Here is a 15321-nt window from a genome sequence, read left to right on the forward strand (position 1 = left end):
TACTAAACTTGTTGCTTAAATAGGTCACTTAGGCTTTCGACCATGCAATCAAATCATTGCTATTTTCAATAAATGCCGTATAAAAGAACAGTTGATCACCTCCTTTGATACTCCTGTACATATCAGTTTATACTTTTAATTTTTAAATATTTTTGCAATGTATTCTCTTTTCTACACTGCTTTCCCATTTTTAAAAGCCTAAAGATTCTCCCAAAATAATCACATAAATCTCCGTCAACGGCGGTCTTCTGCTTAAAATTGTCGTAATATTGCAAGCTCGTGCAGGACTATTACAATCTATGCATTCACCAGTCGTCAAACATGGATTGTTCATTTCATACCTCTTGACATTTAAAGGAGCAGCATGCATCTTGATCCGTTCATCAGCTTCTTTAAAATCCCTGACTACTTTATTGATTCCTGCGACAATAATCACTTTTTTAGGGCCGAATATCATTGCTGCTACTCGATTTCCAAAAGCATCACGATTTACTATTTTTCCAGTCAGTGTAATAGCATTTGATCCGGTCAAGAACACATCGCAAGTAAGCTGTTTATAGCGTTGTTTATTTCTTTCTTCTGCGGTCAATCCTTCTTTATTATGATTAAATAATTCATGACCGCGTTCTTCCAAAAGTTTCCATAACTCCAATTCCATTACTGTGCTAGATCCACCCATACCAACGGTTGCCTTCCGTGGGATAAGTCGTAAAATGTACTCGACTGCAGTTTGCCGATCAGTAAAATATTTAGCGCTAAAATTATTTCTATTTAAAGCCTCTGCTGCTCTCTGTCCAATAGTATTATTGTGCCAGTGTATCAAATCATTCATTTTCTCACTCCTCCTCTCAGCGGTTTTATATCATTACGCTTCAAACAGAGCTGTTTTAATTTCTTTTTTTACAGAATCAGCTGTTTCCTGAGCATATTTATTTTCTAAAACTTGTTTGGCCAAACGTCCGCCGATCTTACCTATAGCCCAAGCTGCATATTCTCGTACTAATGCTTCAGGATCATTCATTGCAATTTCCAAATCAGAAAGGTAATCCCGATTCCCCAGATTACCGATAGCTATAGCCGCATTTCTCTGAAAATACTTTTTTTCTTTTATGTAACTATACATCAGCGGTCTCATTTTTATCATATATTCATCTGTCATGTTAAGCATTTTAGCCAAACTAAAATCTTGAGATTTTTTAATCAAAAATTCATCTTCCAACAGTTTAGCTTTTAGCCTCGCCTGATTGCGCGGACATACTTCCTGACATACATCACATCCATAAACATTTGTTCCCATTTTATCCCTAATGTCAGCAGGAATATGACTTGTAATAAACTCTGAGTTGCCATCCTGTGCAAACAGCGTATTAAATGCTATACAGCGGCGGGGATTCAGTTTATTTGGTTCATAAATTGCCTGAGTTGGACAAGCTTTCATGCAAGCGGTACATCCCTTTGGGCACCCTATTTCCATGGTCGGTTCATCATATTCCAGTTCCTCATCAATAACAATAGAACTAAGAACTATAAAGGAACCTATTCCTTCAACGTAGGCAAAGTTATTTCTGCCAAAGGTTGTAATGCCGGCCCTAGCTGCTGCCCATCGTTCAGGAATAAATATGCCATGTCCAATTTGACAGCCGCGCTGTTTTAAAAAATTAACCATAAGCTGATACCGCATCCCATTTATCCGATCTGGAGGAACGTTATAGCATCTTGCCTGATAAATCCTCCCGATTTTACCAATAAGCGATCTTGGGAATGATTTTTGTGAATAATCCCAAGCCATAGAAATAATAGATTTTGCAGAAGGTCTCAGCTGCTTTACTTCGGAACCATTTAATGGATTCCCCGGATTTTTAACAAAAAAATCATACATCACGCCTCTGCTTTTCACTTCTTCTATATGTCTGGAAAAACTTTCAGCAGTTGTTATGCCGACCCTGCTATACCCCAAATCAAGAGCAAATTCCTTGATCTCCTCAGTCAATGACACTTTTCATCTTCTCCTTTATTTATTACAATAAAATTCCTTATTCTAAACAGTATTTTTCCCTCATAATTAAAAAATATTAGTTATTAGTGTATATACACTTTTTTTGTAAGCAAAACCGCAAGACAAGATAAGCCGACTAACAGTATCCGATTTCTATATCATTTTTATGATGACTTTACCCTTTGCACGCCCATTTTCGACATAGGCTAAAGCTTCTTTTGTTGATTCAAAAGGAAATACCTTATCCACAACCGGATGGATAATTCCTAAATTGATAAGAGAGCTGATCTCGCGTAATTGATCTCCGCTTGGTCGCATGAAAAAAAATGAATAGTCGACTTGATGTTTTTTTGCTTTTCGCCTGACTTGATAACTCAAAAAACGCAGTCCCAATTTCAGGCCCCAAGACAATTTCATATTCTCCGCAAAATGCTGATCAGGCGGGCCGGCTACTGAAATGAGTTTTCCCCCAGGTTTAAGCACCTGCAGAGATTTTTCCAGTATTTCCCCGCCCAGAGTATCAAATACCACATCATAATCATGCAGAACCGTTCTAAAATCCTCATTTTTATAATCAATAACCATATCTGCACCAAGGCGCTTCACCCAAGCTATATTCGCGGTACTTGTTGTAGTTGCTACAATAGCTCCCATATGCTTCGCCAGCTGAATTGCGAATGACCCTACCCCGCCGGACCCTGCGTGAATAAGAATTTTTTGCTTCTTCTGTATATTGGCGTTCTCATTCAGTACCTGCCATGCAGTCAGCCCCACAAGCGGTAAAGACGCTGCTTCCTCCATGGTAACTTTCTCAGGTTTTTTCGCGACAGCACTTTCTCTTATGGAAATAAACTCCGCAAAAGCGCCTATCCGTTCTTTATCAGTACGTGCATAGACCTCATCCCCCGGTTTAAATTGCCTCACCTTAGCACCAATCTTCACAACGACTCCCGCTAAATCATTTCCCAATATGAGTGGCAGCTGATAAGGCAAAATGAGTTTCAGCTTCCCGCTCCTGATTCTTAGGTCCAAAGGATTTACACTGGCAGCATGAATTTTTACCAACAGATCGTCATCTTGCAGTTCCGGTTCCGGCATTTCACCGAGCCGAACCATTGCCTTAGTCCCATAACGATCAATAATAAATGCTTTCATCTTGCATTACACCCCTTCCACAAAATTGAGACATTAAACCGTATCATGCCAATCCGAATTTTCATGCCTGACTCATTTATTTTTTAGAACGATCGTTCTAATTTATGTAAAAATTTACTTACTCAATATTGCGAGAGAAAAATCTACTATGCGGTGTAATTTTTCTTGACTGACAGATGTTTTCGCAAGTACCCTGATGCCGATCAAGGTATTATGCAAACTTTCTGCCAGGATTTCTGAATCATATTTGCAAGAAAACTCACCTGTTGCTTGTCCCTTGCGGATAAGTGCCCTAAGAAGATACTCTGTCTGCATGAATGCTTTTTTCGTTTTTTCTTCCACTTCTTTATCCCGGGAAGCCAGCTCGGTTGCCGAATTTACAAACAGGCACCCCAGTCTATCATTATTTCCTGCAATCGCAAAATCAAAGATACATTCTATAGCTTTTTTTGCCGTCCCTGTTCCTGCAATTTTTGCCGTCAATCTATTTTTTATAACTTCACCGTAAAAATCTACTGCCCTTAAAAATAAAGTATGTTTATCACCAAAGGTATCATACAGGCTTCTGCGATGAATCCCCATATGCCTTACCAAATCATTTAACGAAGTTTTTTCGTAGCCCTGTTCCCAAAATAGTTCCATGGCCTTTTTGAGAACTGCACTTTCTTCAAATTCTTTACTGCGTCCCATAAATCCCTCCAAGATGATATTAATCATAACATTTTAAGAACGATCAGTAAAGAATTTTTAAATAAAATTTTTTATCAAAGTATTTTTATAATACCAAATTTACAGCACTGTATAAAAGCGAAAGCCCCATGATAATATTTGCGGAGCGCCAATATTTTTTTAAGAGGCTTCCCAATCCCACTCCCGCAACAGCCCATATATGTGTTGAGCCATTACCTATGAATGAAAGCAGGAATATAAAACCGACTATAATAATCGGCGAATCATAATATGGCAAAACAAAACCTGTAAAAGCTGTAAGTCCCCAAATAATAATTTTTACATTCACGAATTGAAGGAGAAAGCCTCTGTTAAACGAACTTTTTTCTGTTTCTGTATTATTTTCTTTCAATGGCCTGCCTGTCGCAACGTGATATGCCAGCCACGTGATATAAACAGCACCGGCATATTTCATATAGTCGGTTATCTCCGGCAAAATAACTGCCAATACTGTACTAAAAACACCACAAATGATCATTATGCAAAAAAAGCCAAGATATATTCCAGACAACAGCCTTCTTTGCATCTTAATTCCGGACTTTCCGGCAGCATTAAGTGCCAGAATATTATTAGGACCCGGTGAAATTGCCGAAATAATCGTATACGAAAAAAAAGACAGCCAAACACTATAAGTCATTTACAGTTCCTCCCTTGGTATTTAAAGTACCAACTCATAATGATACTTAATTTACTGCCAAAACAATTTTTATGTCTAATACCAATAAGGTGCAATCTTATGGGATTGCACCTTATTGGTATTAGAGCTATACTATCACACAAAAACATATTGGTAAAATTGAAATATTTGAATAGTCAATTCGATATATTTGAATTATCAGGAGGACATGCTATTGGATTTAAGAAATTTGATTACAGTAAAAACTATTTTAGAAATGGGCACTTTTCAAAATGCTGCAAAGAGGCTGAACTATACACAATCCACTGTAACATTTCAAGTACAACAGCTGGAACAGGAATTAAGCATCAAGCTGTTTGAAAAGATTGGCCGGAAAATGATTCTGACACAGGCTGGTAAAGATATTCTGCCATATATTGATACCATTATCCAATCAACCGAGCAAATCAGCAATTATGGAAAAGGAACACTTGACTTAACAGGCAGTTTGCGAATAGCACTTCCTGAAACTCTCCTGGTGTACAAAATGCAGCCTGTACTGAAAGCATTTCGGAAACAAGCGCCTAATGTGCGCATTCATCTGCAAACACTTAATTGTTATACTATCAGAGATAAAATAATGAACAATGGTGCAGATATAGGCATCCACTATGATGTTGGGGGATATACGCCCGCCATCAGGACAGAATTTCTCGCAAATTTTTCTTTGTCACTTATCGCATCTCCTGCTATTGCAGCTGATCAAACAGATTTTTTGACTGAAAATCAGCGAAAAACAACTGTACTTATCAGTAACGACAGCAATAGTATCTTTCAAAAATTATTTGATCACTATTTAGAAGAAAAAAATATTAGTATAGAGCAGCCCATAGAATTATGGAGCATCGAGGCAATTAAAAAATGCGTAATAAGTGATATGGGGATCGCCTTTCTTCCCACATTTACCGTAGAAAATGAGCTGAACAAACGGGCTTTGCAGGCATTGGCTACCGATCTCAATGATCAGAGAATAACCGCAGTCTGCGCTTATCACAAAAACAAGTGGCTGAGCCCTGCTATGGAATTATTTATTTGCCTGCTGAAAAAATATTTGCTTCTCAAAGAACCATCAGTATGAATTATAATAATGTAAATCTTTTATTCTTTTACTTTTACATTCCATACTAAGAGAGCCAATAAACATGAAAGCACCGCAGCACTCACCCAGAATAGGGAAGCTTCCTGACAGTTATAGACAGCCTGTCCATCTATAACTGTCTTACCGGCATTTATAAAGCCGCTAACCTTTTCCTGCAGTGATGCTCCTATATAGCTGAATAAGCCTATCATTCCCATGGCAGCCCCTGTCGCACGTTTAGGACAGATTCCACAGCCATAAGCCCGCCCAGATAACATACGAGCGATCCCATGGTAAAGCCGTATACGCACATGCTCACCCAATTTATCCAATCGTATTCTTTAGGTCCCCATACAAAAGCCGCAACGGATAATGCACAGAATATACCAAATATAAGGCACGGAACATTTCTTTTATGGTTGAAAAATTTATCAGAAATAAAACCGCAAAGGCACGTGCCGAAAATACCGGCGAATTGCATGGTGGTGAGAAGTGAACTTGCACCTATCATACTGTAGCCCTTCTCAGCAGTCAGAAAAACTACTCCCCAGCTTTCAATCGCATATCGTGTGACATAACATGCTGCGCTGGACAATCCAAGTATCCATACTGCCGGACGTTTTATTACTTCCCATTGGAGAGAGCCCACGCTTTTTTCTTTAGTTTCTACTGTCGTATCTTTTTCCCCATTTATCTCATAAGGAGTGGGAAGACCGCATGCTCTCGGCCTGTCTGCCATAAATTTGAACATAAGGAGGGAAGCTACGATACATAATGCGCCCGGCAGCCAAAACCCTGCGCACCAGCCATACTGCATAACGACAACGGAAGTTACAAGATACGTAAGTCCCGCGCCAATATTATGGCTTGCAAACCAAATGCCATAATAAGTACCGCGTTTTTCGCCGGAGCCCCATTGATTAAGTGAGATTATGCTTGGACCTGCTCCATATGACTGAAACCCAACCTATGATGCCCCAAAACAGCACCATCAAAATATACGGCAGCCCTATTCCCATGATCATTGAAAGTGCTGCTACCATAAACAGTCCAAACGGCATAAAATGTTTTATATTGCATCTATCGCCGATAAAGCTATTGATGAATTTACCTATCGCATAGGTGAAAAAGAAAACCATCCCCATAGTTCCTATCTGGTTAGCGTCAAGTACATTGCCGTCCAGCAGGGGTTTCTTTACTACAGAAAAATTCAATCGACATACGTAGAAAAAAGCATATCCCAAAGTTATGGATATAAAAACAGAACGCTGCTGTGAATTGAACAAAGCCTTTGCTTTTTCCATATTATTGGTAATTGGTGCTCTGTCGGGCCCTGCCTTAAAAAAATTTAATATTGCTGAAAACCAAATATCCACCTCATATTCTATTGCTGTCATAACGGAGACGTCATCCTCTTTCTATGATTATTTCATATACCTCATTTTTTTATATCAGATATTTTCTGAAATAATGTAAGAATTTTTAGAAGTACCAATAAAATCCTCTTTATTGAAAAAGTCCTTAATGGACTCATCCTCTGAGGCTGTGCTATAATGTTTGCAGATTGCGGCTTTGTATAAGCCGTACACAGGCATCATCATTTGCAAAGGTTGATATTATGTTTATACTTCATCATTTAAAAGACAAATACTATATTGCGGTCCTGCTTATACTGGTTCTTTTTTTTATTGCTTTTAATTACTCTAATCCCAATACTTACGATTCATACATAGATTTTTCCAAAGGTTCACCGCTCATACATCAAAAATACAGCACGTCAGACGACGATAATGAAGAACGTCCTCTGCGTATTGTCATATCCACTGTTATATCACCAAACGTTACCATTGAAGATTGGCGTGCTTTTGCTGATTATATAAGCCAAAAATTGGGCAGACCTACTATCCTCCTGCAACGGCGCGGCTATAAAGAAATAAATCAACTTCTTTCCAACGGAGACGCCGATATTTCATTTATGTCTACCGGAGCCTATTGCTCCTATCACGGTATTCAGAACCTGGATATTTTAGCTATGGTCTTTTATCAGGGAAGCTTAAATTACCAAAGCTATTTGATAACACTCGCATCACACAATGATATAACTTCCATTGACGATTTGCGCGGCAGGACAATAGCATTCTCTGATCCGTTAAGCTATTCCGGTCATATGAGCATTGTCAATGAACTCTATACCGCCTATACAGCCAGTCCCGGTCATTATTTCAGCAATTATATTTACACAGGAAGCCATGACCGATCCATCTGGGCCGTGAAAAATAAACTGATCGATGCAGCGTGTGTTGACAGCCTTGTCTATGACTTGATCTTGAAAAGTCATCCTGAAGATATAAACGGTATCAAAATTTTTCAAACCATAGACAACATCCCTATCGGTCCGATCGTTGTGCGCAGTGATCTTCCCGCCGAGCAAAAAGAACATCTGCAGCAGATTCTGTTCAACATGCACAGTGACCCCAAAATGGCTGACTCTCTCCAAAATATAATGATCGATAAATTTGTGGCACCTCAACCGGAATTGTATGCTCCATATAAAAAGATATATGACAAGGTGATGACAGACTTATGAAACAGCAAACAGGCCTGTATACAAAAATACTGACCATTGTAATAATAAGTCTTTTAATGGTAATATCACTTTTGCTTTTTTTTGTATATACCGGGCTGAAAAACACACTGCATGATCAATTATCCGGCCGCGGAAATGAAATAGCATCATATATTGCTACACTTGGCAGTGAAGATATCCTTCTGGAAAACAGTTACTTGCTTTTACAGCTTATAAACAAGGTAAAATCAAGCAATGACGATGTACGTTACATTATCATTGCTGATTATAAAGGCCGCATATTGGCGCATACCTTCGGCACTCAATATCCGACCGGCATGCCCAAACAAATAACCCCGTTCGATTATGCCTCGCAAACAAAGCTTTTTAAAAGCAATGAGGGTGATATTCATCAGGTAACATCATCTATCGACGAAGGAAAAATCGGCTTCATTTGCATAGGATTATCAGGAAAATCAATGCAGCAGCTTCTTACTTCAATAATAACCCATTTCACACTTACCGGTTTAATAATAACCATTCTGGCAGTGCTTGCCATAGGTCTTCTGTTGGCAAAAATACTCGCACCGATCAGATTTCTTTCATTGGCAGCCGAAAAAATTAAACACAATGATTATAAAGTCCGTGTTTATTATCGGGGCAGAGATGAACTGGGCACTTTGACGCAGACCTTCAATGAGATGGTATGTGAATTAGCTGCCAAAGATAAATATAATCAAAAACTATTGGCTGAACTGCAGGAAAAAGATCATAGCCGTGACATACTTATCCATAAACTTTTTTCTGCACAGGAAGATGAACGCAAACGTATTTCCCGTGAACTTCATGACGGCGTGGGGCAATCAGTAACTTCTATTCTTGCTTATCTGCGCATTCTGCTGAATAATGAAGCTGATGTCGATCAGCAAAAACTGATAAAATCAACACGCACGATTATTGCATCTGTTTTGGAAGAACTTCGTGAAATGGCTGTTAATCTGCGCCCGCCCAGCTTGGATGACATGGATATAACCGCCATTTTTCGGCAGCATGTTTTCGATACAGCCAAACATAATGGTTTGATAGCAGATTTTTCGGCCGATGAAAACATAAAAAATATAAAGGTATCCGATAATGTTCGCTTGGCTTTATACCGTATATTGCAGGAAGCAACAACCAACATTGTCCATCATGCGCATGCAATCAATCTGACTGTATCCTTAACTATGCATAACGGTAATATTATGCTGGCAATAATCGATGACGGCTGCGGCTTTTCTGCTGATGTACTGCATACTGCAAAGGAAAAAAGACATTTAGGTTTATATGGCATGCGAGAACGTGTTGAGCTTTTAAATGGTCAACTGGAAATAAAATCGTATCCCGATAAAGGAACCTCCATCATTGCATCTATACCTGTCGGAAAGAGGTCCACTGATGAATAAAATAAAAATCATACTTGCTGATGATCATGCTATTTTAAGAGCCGGATTAAAACTTTTGCTTGAGGCAGAGGAAGATATAGAAATCGTCGGCGAGGCATGTGACGGAAAAGATCTGATGCAAAAGCTGCTCCTTATCAAGGCAGATTTAATCATCCTTGATTTATCCATGCCTAAAATAAATGGCATAGATATTTTAAAATGGTTAAAAGCCGAAAAAAATTATGAGCACATACACATACTTGTACTCACCATGCATACAGAGGAAGAGTATATCAGAGAAGCACTCGCCGCAGGTGCTGATGGTTATGTAGAAAAAAGCGCCTTTGATACAGAGCTTTTGACGGCGTTGCACACTGTTATGAGCGGCAATGTCTATCTCAGCAACAAAAATGCTATTTCCATTCTTAATACAATGATAAAAAAAGACAATGACGATCCTTATTCACTGCTGAGCAAACGAGAACTCGAAGTTCTGCGTTATCTTGCGCGCGGTTATTCGCTTGCTGAAATCGGCGAACAGCTGCATCTCAGTCTTAAAACTATCGATACTTACAAAACACGTATTTTTACTAAACTCGATATAAATAAAAAAAGCGAACTGGTAGATTATGCATTACGTTACAATCTTTTTGATTTACCGGATCAATAAACAGCTTCAGACAAAACGGCTCCCATTTTTTATGGAAAAATGGGAGCCGTTTTGTCTGAAGTTATATACAACCTATGTTTTACTGCTGTTTCGTGTTATTTAGTCCCATGAATCTTATTGCCCGGCATAAAAAGAGCACTTACAGCCAATATCAGCAAAACTGCCGCAACAAAATCATATACATCTCTAAACGCCAATATACTGGCCTGATGTATAAATTCCTGATATATATGACCTAACGCACTTGTTGCCGCCTGCGGCAGCGGAACCCCCATATCCGCAATAGTTCGAATGGACTGGGCCAGTGCTTCACGATAACCGGGATTATCTGTTGTCAGATGCCTCACCAGATTGGCTTGTTCTATCTGTTCGCTGTGAATGAGTTTATTTGTTACAATTGCTATGCCGATACTGCCGCCAAGATTGCGCATCAGTGAAACAATAGCCGACGCATTGCTGCTGTCTTCCGGTGAAATCTTAGAAAAAGCCAGTGTACTTGCAGGAATAAATAAAAAGGGCAATCCTAATGTCTGAAAAATTCTCATTATTACAAAGGTACTGTAATCTGTCTGAGGTGTTGCTAAACCGGTAAACCACATGCCAAATGCATTAAGCAGCATACCAATCGCTATCAAATACTTAGCCTGCACTCTGTTTACCAGCCTGCCCACCACAGGCATCATCACCATCACGGATATACCTGCGGGAGAAAGTACCAATCCTGATAATGTTGCATTATAGCCAAAATTTTCCTGCACCATCATTGGCAGTAATGCTGAACTTGAATAAAGAGCAAATCCTACAAAGAACAACATAATACAAGGCATTGTAAAGCTGGGATTTTTAAACAGGCTTAGCTTTACAATAGGATTTTTTTGCTTTGTGAGCCAATATATCGCAGCAATAAGCCCCGCAGCAGCTATACTGGCAAAAATTATTATGAAGGAGCTGTCAAACCAATCTTCCTGCTGCCCTTTATCAAGAACTATTTGAAGCGCGCCCAACCCCACCGCTATCAAGCCTAATCCTATGCAATCTATACCGACAGTCTTTTTTTTCTGTGCACTTGGCGGATCACTTACCAAAAGGTTTACTAAAAATACTGCTAAAAATCCTACTGGAACATTCATAAAAAAAATCCAGCGCCAATTAAAATTATCAGTGATATATCCTCCCAGGGAAGGTCCCAGTATTGGCGCCAAAACAGTGGTAAGCCCCGTAATGGCAAAAGCCATTCCCAGTTTTGCTGGTGGAAAGCTGTCCTTTATTATAGCCTGCTGGCTTGGCTGCAGACCGCCGCCGGCTAATCCCTGCAAGAGTCTGCAAATTATCAGCATTGGCAGCGATGTTGATATGCCGCATAGAAACGATGTCATAGTAAACCCCAGTATGCATGAAATGAAAAATTTCTTTCTGCCGACAAGTGATGACAACCATCCGGAAAGAGGCAGCACTATACCATTTGATACAAGATATGAGGTTAATACCCATGTACTTTCATCAGTTCCCGCCCCCAATGATCCAGCGATGCTTGACAATGCTACATTTACTATTGTAGTGTCCAAAATTTCCATAAAGGTTGCCAGGCTTACAGCCATTGACACCAGCATGGGATTTACCTGCTTTGCCATAATTATTCCCCACCAATATGCACTACTGGTATCACTGACATTCCCGGGCCGAGCAAAGCAGCCTGATCCTGACTAAGATTATTTAAAACGATCTTTACAGGAATTCGCTGCACAGTTTTGACAAAATTTCCTGTTGCATTTTCTGCGGGAAACAAAGAAAAATATGCTCCTGTCCCCGCTTGAAAACTATCTACGACACCCGTAAGCCGCAGATTCGGAAAAGCATCCACAGATATATCCACTTTATCTCCTGTCCGCATCCCCTTAAGCTGATTTTCCTTAAAGTTTGCGGTAACCCACATCTCAAAGCTTACTAAAGAGCAAAGTTGTGTGCCGGATTGAACATAAGCTCCTGGATTGACACTTTTTTTAGTTATCCGGCCATCAGCCGGCGCTGTTATCTTTGTATATTGCAAATTGGTTTCTGCCTGTTCAAGTTCCGCTTTTGCTTTTTCCGCCTGTGCCGCCAGCTGCTCCACTGTACTTTGCGCCCCTGCTATAACTTCAGGTGCAGAATTAGCCGAATTTAAATCGGCTTTCATTTCATCTAAGGCTGCCCGTGTAGACTTTTCTGAAGCAACAGCCTGGTCATATTGTTCCTGTGAACAAGCCCCGCTGACTATAAGCATATTCATTCTTTTTTCATCAGCTGCCGCTTTTTCCCACGCAGCTTGTGCCGAATTAACCTTTTCCTGTGCAGCGGCCACACCTGCCGGAGCTGTTATATTAGCTGCCAAAGCATTATTTTGCGCAGCTGCCAGAGCTGCCTGCGCAGCAGCCAAAGCCGCCTGTGCATTCTTTGCCTGCAATTCATAATCCTTTGTGTCGATCTGCATTATTATGTCACCGGCCTTGACGACCTGATTATCCTTGACATAGATTTCCTTTATATACCCGGCTACCTTAGGACTTATATCAACGGTTCTACCGTCGATAGAGGCATCATCTGTCTCAACTTCATTGCGATGAGTAAAGAAATAGCCGCTTATACCAGCCGCTAATATCAGGCATACTGCTCCGGCTTTCATTAATTTGGGAGTCAATTTCATATTTATCACCTTTTAATTCAAATATTCTTTATAGCTATAATTCACTTATCACAATACCTGCCGCGCTCCGCATAAAATCACTTTCTTCTGTATTTTTCTGATCATTATGAAGTCAGCCCTTTTACAAATAAACCAACTGATGTATCTATGTATTCTTTCGTCGAAACAGTTATAAACTGATTCTTCAATGTTGCCTTTGCATAGAAAAAACCAAAATTCATAGCAATAAAAGAAAGAACAACTGCATCAATATTTATCCCATGAATTTTTCCCATAGACTCCATTTTCTTCAAATACGCTGTCATAAACTGCTTAAAATGATACGGCGGTAATTTTTCCCAGTCTCCCGCTGATAAAAATGTTTTCTCTCTTGTCAGCACCAGGATCGCTGTCTTATTTTTCGCCATCACCTGTTGATAAGTATTGCCTATCAACAGTAAATCTGTTTCCAAATCCCATGTTAATCTATTATTAAAAATATCCTGCATTGACGGTATAAACGAACACTTTTGTATTACTGCTTCAAATACACCTTTCTTATTGGAAAAATGACGAAAGACCGTCATTTCACTGACATTTGCAGCAATGGCTATGTCCTTCATCGTTGTTTCATTGAACCCCTTTTTATGTATCAAATCAATAGCAGCCTGCACAATTTTATCGGCTGTATCAATATCATTTTCGGACATGCGAATCTCTCCATTCATGCTATTATTCATACTGTTTATGTTAGTTAGACTAACTAACATAAACAGTATGCCACTATCATTTATCTTTGTCAATTTATATAAATTATTTTCCAAAGCTGAGCCCTGGCGCACACACGGCATCCACCAAAAGCCCGTCTTTTAAGGCCTGTCCCGCCAAATACTCTATAAATTCACAGGTTTCATGTAACTCATAAAGCTTACAGAAATTTTCTTAATGCCGCTTACAGCATTACTGCCCCGTGTCAATAAAATATGACTGATAAGCTTTTAAATTTATATCTATTTGCGTGTTACTATACCGCATTTTAATTTCCCATACAGTGTAGAACGAGCTCTACCAACTATTCAGCAGTTTTTACTTTCGGGCTCTTTTGCTCCAGTAATGCCATTTTCTTTAAAAGCATTAAGGTGTTTGAATCTTTTTCTTTTTATGATAAAATATTTTCGTAAATTGCAATAGCAAATTGAACACTTTGGTAAAATGCCGATGATCTCAGGCAATATAAAGTTTATCGAGAAAAGCGTCGAACAATTCTTCCGGTGTCTGGTAGGCAAGTCGCTTGCGCGGACGGCTATTCAATTCATCGGCAAAGTGTAATATATCTTCATAAGTATATTTCTCAATCGAAACGCCCTTTGGAATATATTGACGCAAGAAGCCGTTGTGCCGTTCATTTACTGGTCGCTCCCAAGAGGAGTAAGGATGTGCATAATAAACACTGGAACCCCAGGCTTCAATCTTGGAAAATTCCTCGAATTCAGAGCCATTATCGGTTGTTTTGAAAACAGAACTGAAACGCTCACCATATTCAGCGTGTAGTTCTTTCATCGCAGCCATGACAGACTCACTGTTTTTACCAGGAATGCGAATAGCCAGGTAATTGTTTGTAACACGCTCAATCAGAGTTAAAACAGCAGCTTCTCTGACTTTTTTTCTGCCAATCACCGTGTCAGCTTCCCAATGGCCGAATTCCGTGCGTAAATCTACGATGTCAGGACGTTCGTCAATGCTGCGACCTTTCAGACGTTTATGCTTTCGGGTTCCTTTTTTGTTTTGCTTTCGCTTTAGAATTTCAGGCAGCTCGAACAGCGATAGCGGCAAATTACCAGCAGCCATTTCGTTATATAGGGTCTTCGTGCATACCATTTCTTTATCAGCAAAGAGCTGGTGCAGGCGCGCATGACCGACGCAAGCGTCTAACGACCACTTTTTTGCCCTGACTTGCGCAACCACCCACTTAACAAAATCTGAGCAATGTGTGATATAATGCGGCCTTTTGCACTTCATTCGATTCATTTCATATACTGCAAGACCTCGTTTGGCGCTGTACTCCGGTGCACGTCCTCTATGGCTTTTGCGCAGCGGTGTACCGCGGCGCAATTCATACATGATAGTACTTGGCGAACAGTTGATTTCTCGGGCGATTGCCCGCAGAGAGTATCCTTGCTTGTTTAGTTGCTGGATCGCTCCGCGTTCTTCCCGTCCCAAGTGCTGACCACGTTTTCGTTCAGGGAATACTGTGATATAATTATGGCAGTCCATAGTGATTGTCTCCTCTTTGGTTAATGGTGCTGTGAGAACTCCATTTTACCATTTAAAGGAAAGTCACTGTGGACTTTTTGCAACTGTTCATTTT

The 15321-nt window shown here is 39.8% G+C and carries 16 protein-coding genes; 4 read left to right on the forward strand and 12 right to left on the reverse strand.

Annotated features, from left to right (window positions below; translation table 11 throughout):
* Positions 1-190: 190 nt before the first annotated feature.
* From NXG61_RS14710 to NXG61_RS14730, 5 genes are all read right to left on the reverse strand, one after another.
* Positions 191-832, reverse strand: coding sequence for a lactate utilization protein (locus tag NXG61_RS14710; RefSeq protein ID WP_196605679.1), 642 nt, complete (start codon positions 830-832; stop codon positions 191-193).
* A 33-nt stretch (positions 833-865) separates the two neighbouring features.
* The gene (locus tag NXG61_RS14715) at positions 866-1996 is read right to left on the reverse strand and encodes an epoxyqueuosine reductase (protein WP_307225092.1); all 1131 of its coding nucleotides are present in this window, start codon (positions 1994-1996) and stop codon (positions 866-868) included.
* A 153-nt stretch (positions 1997-2149) separates the two neighbouring features.
* Positions 2150-3151 carry an NADP-dependent oxidoreductase gene (locus tag NXG61_RS14720; protein ID WP_196605681.1) on the reverse strand — a complete coding sequence of 334 codons (1002 nt, stop codon included), beginning with the start codon at positions 3149-3151 and terminating at the stop codon, positions 2150-2152.
* Positions 3152-3265: 114 nt separating this feature from the next.
* Complete coding sequence (locus NXG61_RS14725; RefSeq protein WP_196605682.1) at positions 3266-3841, reverse strand: TetR/AcrR family transcriptional regulator; 576 nt, start codon at positions 3839-3841, stop codon at positions 3266-3268.
* A gap of 85 nt (positions 3842-3926) precedes the next feature.
* Entirely contained in the window at positions 3927-4517 is a 591-nt protein-coding gene (locus NXG61_RS14730) for a LysE family transporter (protein ID WP_196605683.1), read from the reverse strand.
* 214 nt (positions 4518-4731) lie between these two features.
* Here NXG61_RS14730 and NXG61_RS14735 point away from each other — a divergent pair, with 214 nt between their 5' ends.
* Entirely contained in the window at positions 4732-5634 is a 903-nt protein-coding gene (locus NXG61_RS14735; RefSeq protein WP_196605684.1) for a LysR family transcriptional regulator, read from the forward strand.
* Between the two features lie 20 nt (positions 5635-5654).
* On the opposite strand, the gene NXG61_RS14740 is transcribed toward NXG61_RS14735, so the two are convergent.
* From NXG61_RS14740 to NXG61_RS14750, 3 genes are read right to left on the reverse strand one after another with little or no spacing between them, the layout of a single operon-like run.
* Positions 5655-5852: a hypothetical protein gene (locus NXG61_RS14740; protein ID WP_307225087.1), complete on the reverse strand. Its 198-nt coding sequence runs from the start codon at positions 5850-5852 to the stop codon at positions 5655-5657.
* A complete protein-coding gene (locus NXG61_RS14745; RefSeq protein WP_330998061.1) occupies positions 5843-6568 on the reverse strand; it encodes an MFS transporter in 726 nt (241 codons plus the stop codon). The genes NXG61_RS14740 and NXG61_RS14745 overlap by 10 nt, the downstream gene beginning before the upstream one ends.
* The gene (locus NXG61_RS14750) at positions 6555-7031 is read right to left on the reverse strand and encodes a hypothetical protein (RefSeq protein WP_231038669.1); all 477 of its coding nucleotides are present in this window, start codon (positions 7029-7031) and stop codon (positions 6555-6557) included. The genes NXG61_RS14745 and NXG61_RS14750 overlap by 14 nt, the downstream gene beginning before the upstream one ends.
* Positions 7032-7252: 221 nt before the next feature.
* On the opposite strand from NXG61_RS14750, the gene phnD reads away from it, so the two are divergent.
* The 3 genes from phnD to NXG61_RS14765 are packed head-to-tail and all read left to right on the forward strand — an operon-like array spanning position 7253 to position 10294.
* A complete protein-coding gene (gene phnD / locus NXG61_RS14755) occupies positions 7253-8221 on the forward strand; it encodes a phosphate/phosphite/phosphonate ABC transporter substrate-binding protein (protein WP_196605685.1) in 969 nt (322 codons plus the stop codon).
* Positions 8218-9645 (forward strand): ATP-binding protein, encoded by a 1428-nt coding sequence (locus NXG61_RS14760; protein WP_307225084.1) that lies wholly within the window; start codon positions 8218-8220, stop codon positions 9643-9645. Before phnD ends, NXG61_RS14760 begins: the two co-directional genes overlap by 4 nt.
* Positions 9638-10294 (forward strand): response regulator, encoded by a 657-nt coding sequence (locus NXG61_RS14765; RefSeq protein WP_307225083.1) that lies wholly within the window; start codon positions 9638-9640, stop codon positions 10292-10294. The genes NXG61_RS14760 and NXG61_RS14765 overlap by 8 nt, the downstream gene beginning before the upstream one ends.
* Before the next feature lie 95 nt (positions 10295-10389).
* On the opposite strand, the gene NXG61_RS14770 is transcribed toward NXG61_RS14765, so the two are convergent.
* The 4 genes from NXG61_RS14770 to NXG61_RS14785 form a co-directional block, all read right to left on the reverse strand.
* Positions 10390-11925 carry a DHA2 family efflux MFS transporter permease subunit gene (locus tag NXG61_RS14770; protein WP_307225081.1) on the reverse strand — a complete coding sequence of 512 codons (1536 nt, stop codon included), beginning with the start codon at positions 11923-11925 and terminating at the stop codon, positions 10390-10392.
* Positions 11926-11927: 2 nt separating this feature from the next.
* Entirely contained in the window at positions 11928-12974 is a 1047-nt protein-coding gene (locus NXG61_RS14775) for an HlyD family secretion protein (RefSeq protein ID WP_196605688.1), read from the reverse strand.
* A gap of 104 nt (positions 12975-13078) precedes the next feature.
* The gene (locus NXG61_RS14780) at positions 13079-13663 is read right to left on the reverse strand and encodes a TetR/AcrR family transcriptional regulator (protein WP_196605689.1); all 585 of its coding nucleotides are present in this window, start codon (positions 13661-13663) and stop codon (positions 13079-13081) included.
* A gap of 514 nt (positions 13664-14177) precedes the next feature.
* Positions 14178-15227, reverse strand: a complete 1050-nt coding sequence (locus NXG61_RS14785; protein WP_432748952.1) for an IS30 family transposase — start codon at positions 15225-15227, stop codon at positions 14178-14180.
* Positions 15228-15321: the final 94 nt, after the last annotated feature.

This window comes from Pectinatus haikarae, assembly GCF_050916305.1.
GTDB classification, from domain to species: Bacteria; Bacillota; Negativicutes; order Selenomonadales; family Selenomonadaceae; genus Pectinatus; species Pectinatus haikarae.

Bases quoted from the DNA above. Each gene is read 5' to 3' on its own strand.
- NXG61_RS14725 (WP_196605682.1), bottom strand. From the start codon at position 3,841: ATGGGACGCAGTAAAGAATTTGAAGAAAGTGCAGTTCTCAAAAAGGCC.
- NXG61_RS14710 (WP_196605679.1), bottom strand. From the start codon at position 832: ATGAATGATTTGATACACTGGCACAATAATACTATTGGACAGAGAGCA.
- NXG61_RS14730 (WP_196605683.1), bottom strand. From the start codon at position 4,517: ATGACTTATAGTGTTTGGCTGTCTTTTTTTTCGTATACGATTATTTCG.
- NXG61_RS14720 (WP_196605681.1), bottom strand. From the start codon at position 3,151: ATGAAAGCATTTATTATTGATCGTTATGGGACTAAGGCAATGGTTCGG.
- NXG61_RS14750 (WP_231038669.1), bottom strand. From the start codon at position 7,031: ATGACAGCAATAGAATATGAGGTGGATATTTGGTTTTCAGCAATATTA.
- NXG61_RS14765 (WP_307225083.1), top strand. From the start codon at position 9,638: ATGAATAAAATAAAAATCATACTTGCTGATGATCATGCTATTTTAAGA.
- NXG61_RS14775 (WP_196605688.1), bottom strand. From the start codon at position 12,974: ATGAAATTGACTCCCAAATTAATGAAAGCCGGAGCAGTATGCCTGATA.
- NXG61_RS14770 (WP_307225081.1), bottom strand. From the start codon at position 11,925: ATGGCAAAGCAGGTAAATCCCATGCTGGTGTCAATGGCTGTAAGCCTG.
- phnD (WP_196605685.1), top strand. From the start codon at position 7,253: ATGTTTATACTTCATCATTTAAAAGACAAATACTATATTGCGGTCCTG.
- NXG61_RS14785 (WP_432748952.1), bottom strand. From the start codon at position 15,227: ATGGACTGCCATAATTATATCACAGTATTCCCTGAACGAAAACGTGGT.
- NXG61_RS14780 (WP_196605689.1), bottom strand. From the start codon at position 13,663: ATGTCCGAAAATGATATTGATACAGCCGATAAAATTGTGCAGGCTGCT.
- NXG61_RS14760 (WP_307225084.1), top strand. From the start codon at position 8,218: ATGAAACAGCAAACAGGCCTGTATACAAAAATACTGACCATTGTAATA.
- NXG61_RS14740 (WP_307225087.1), bottom strand. From the start codon at position 5,852: ATGGGAATGATAGGCTTATTCAGCTATATAGGAGCATCACTGCAGGAA.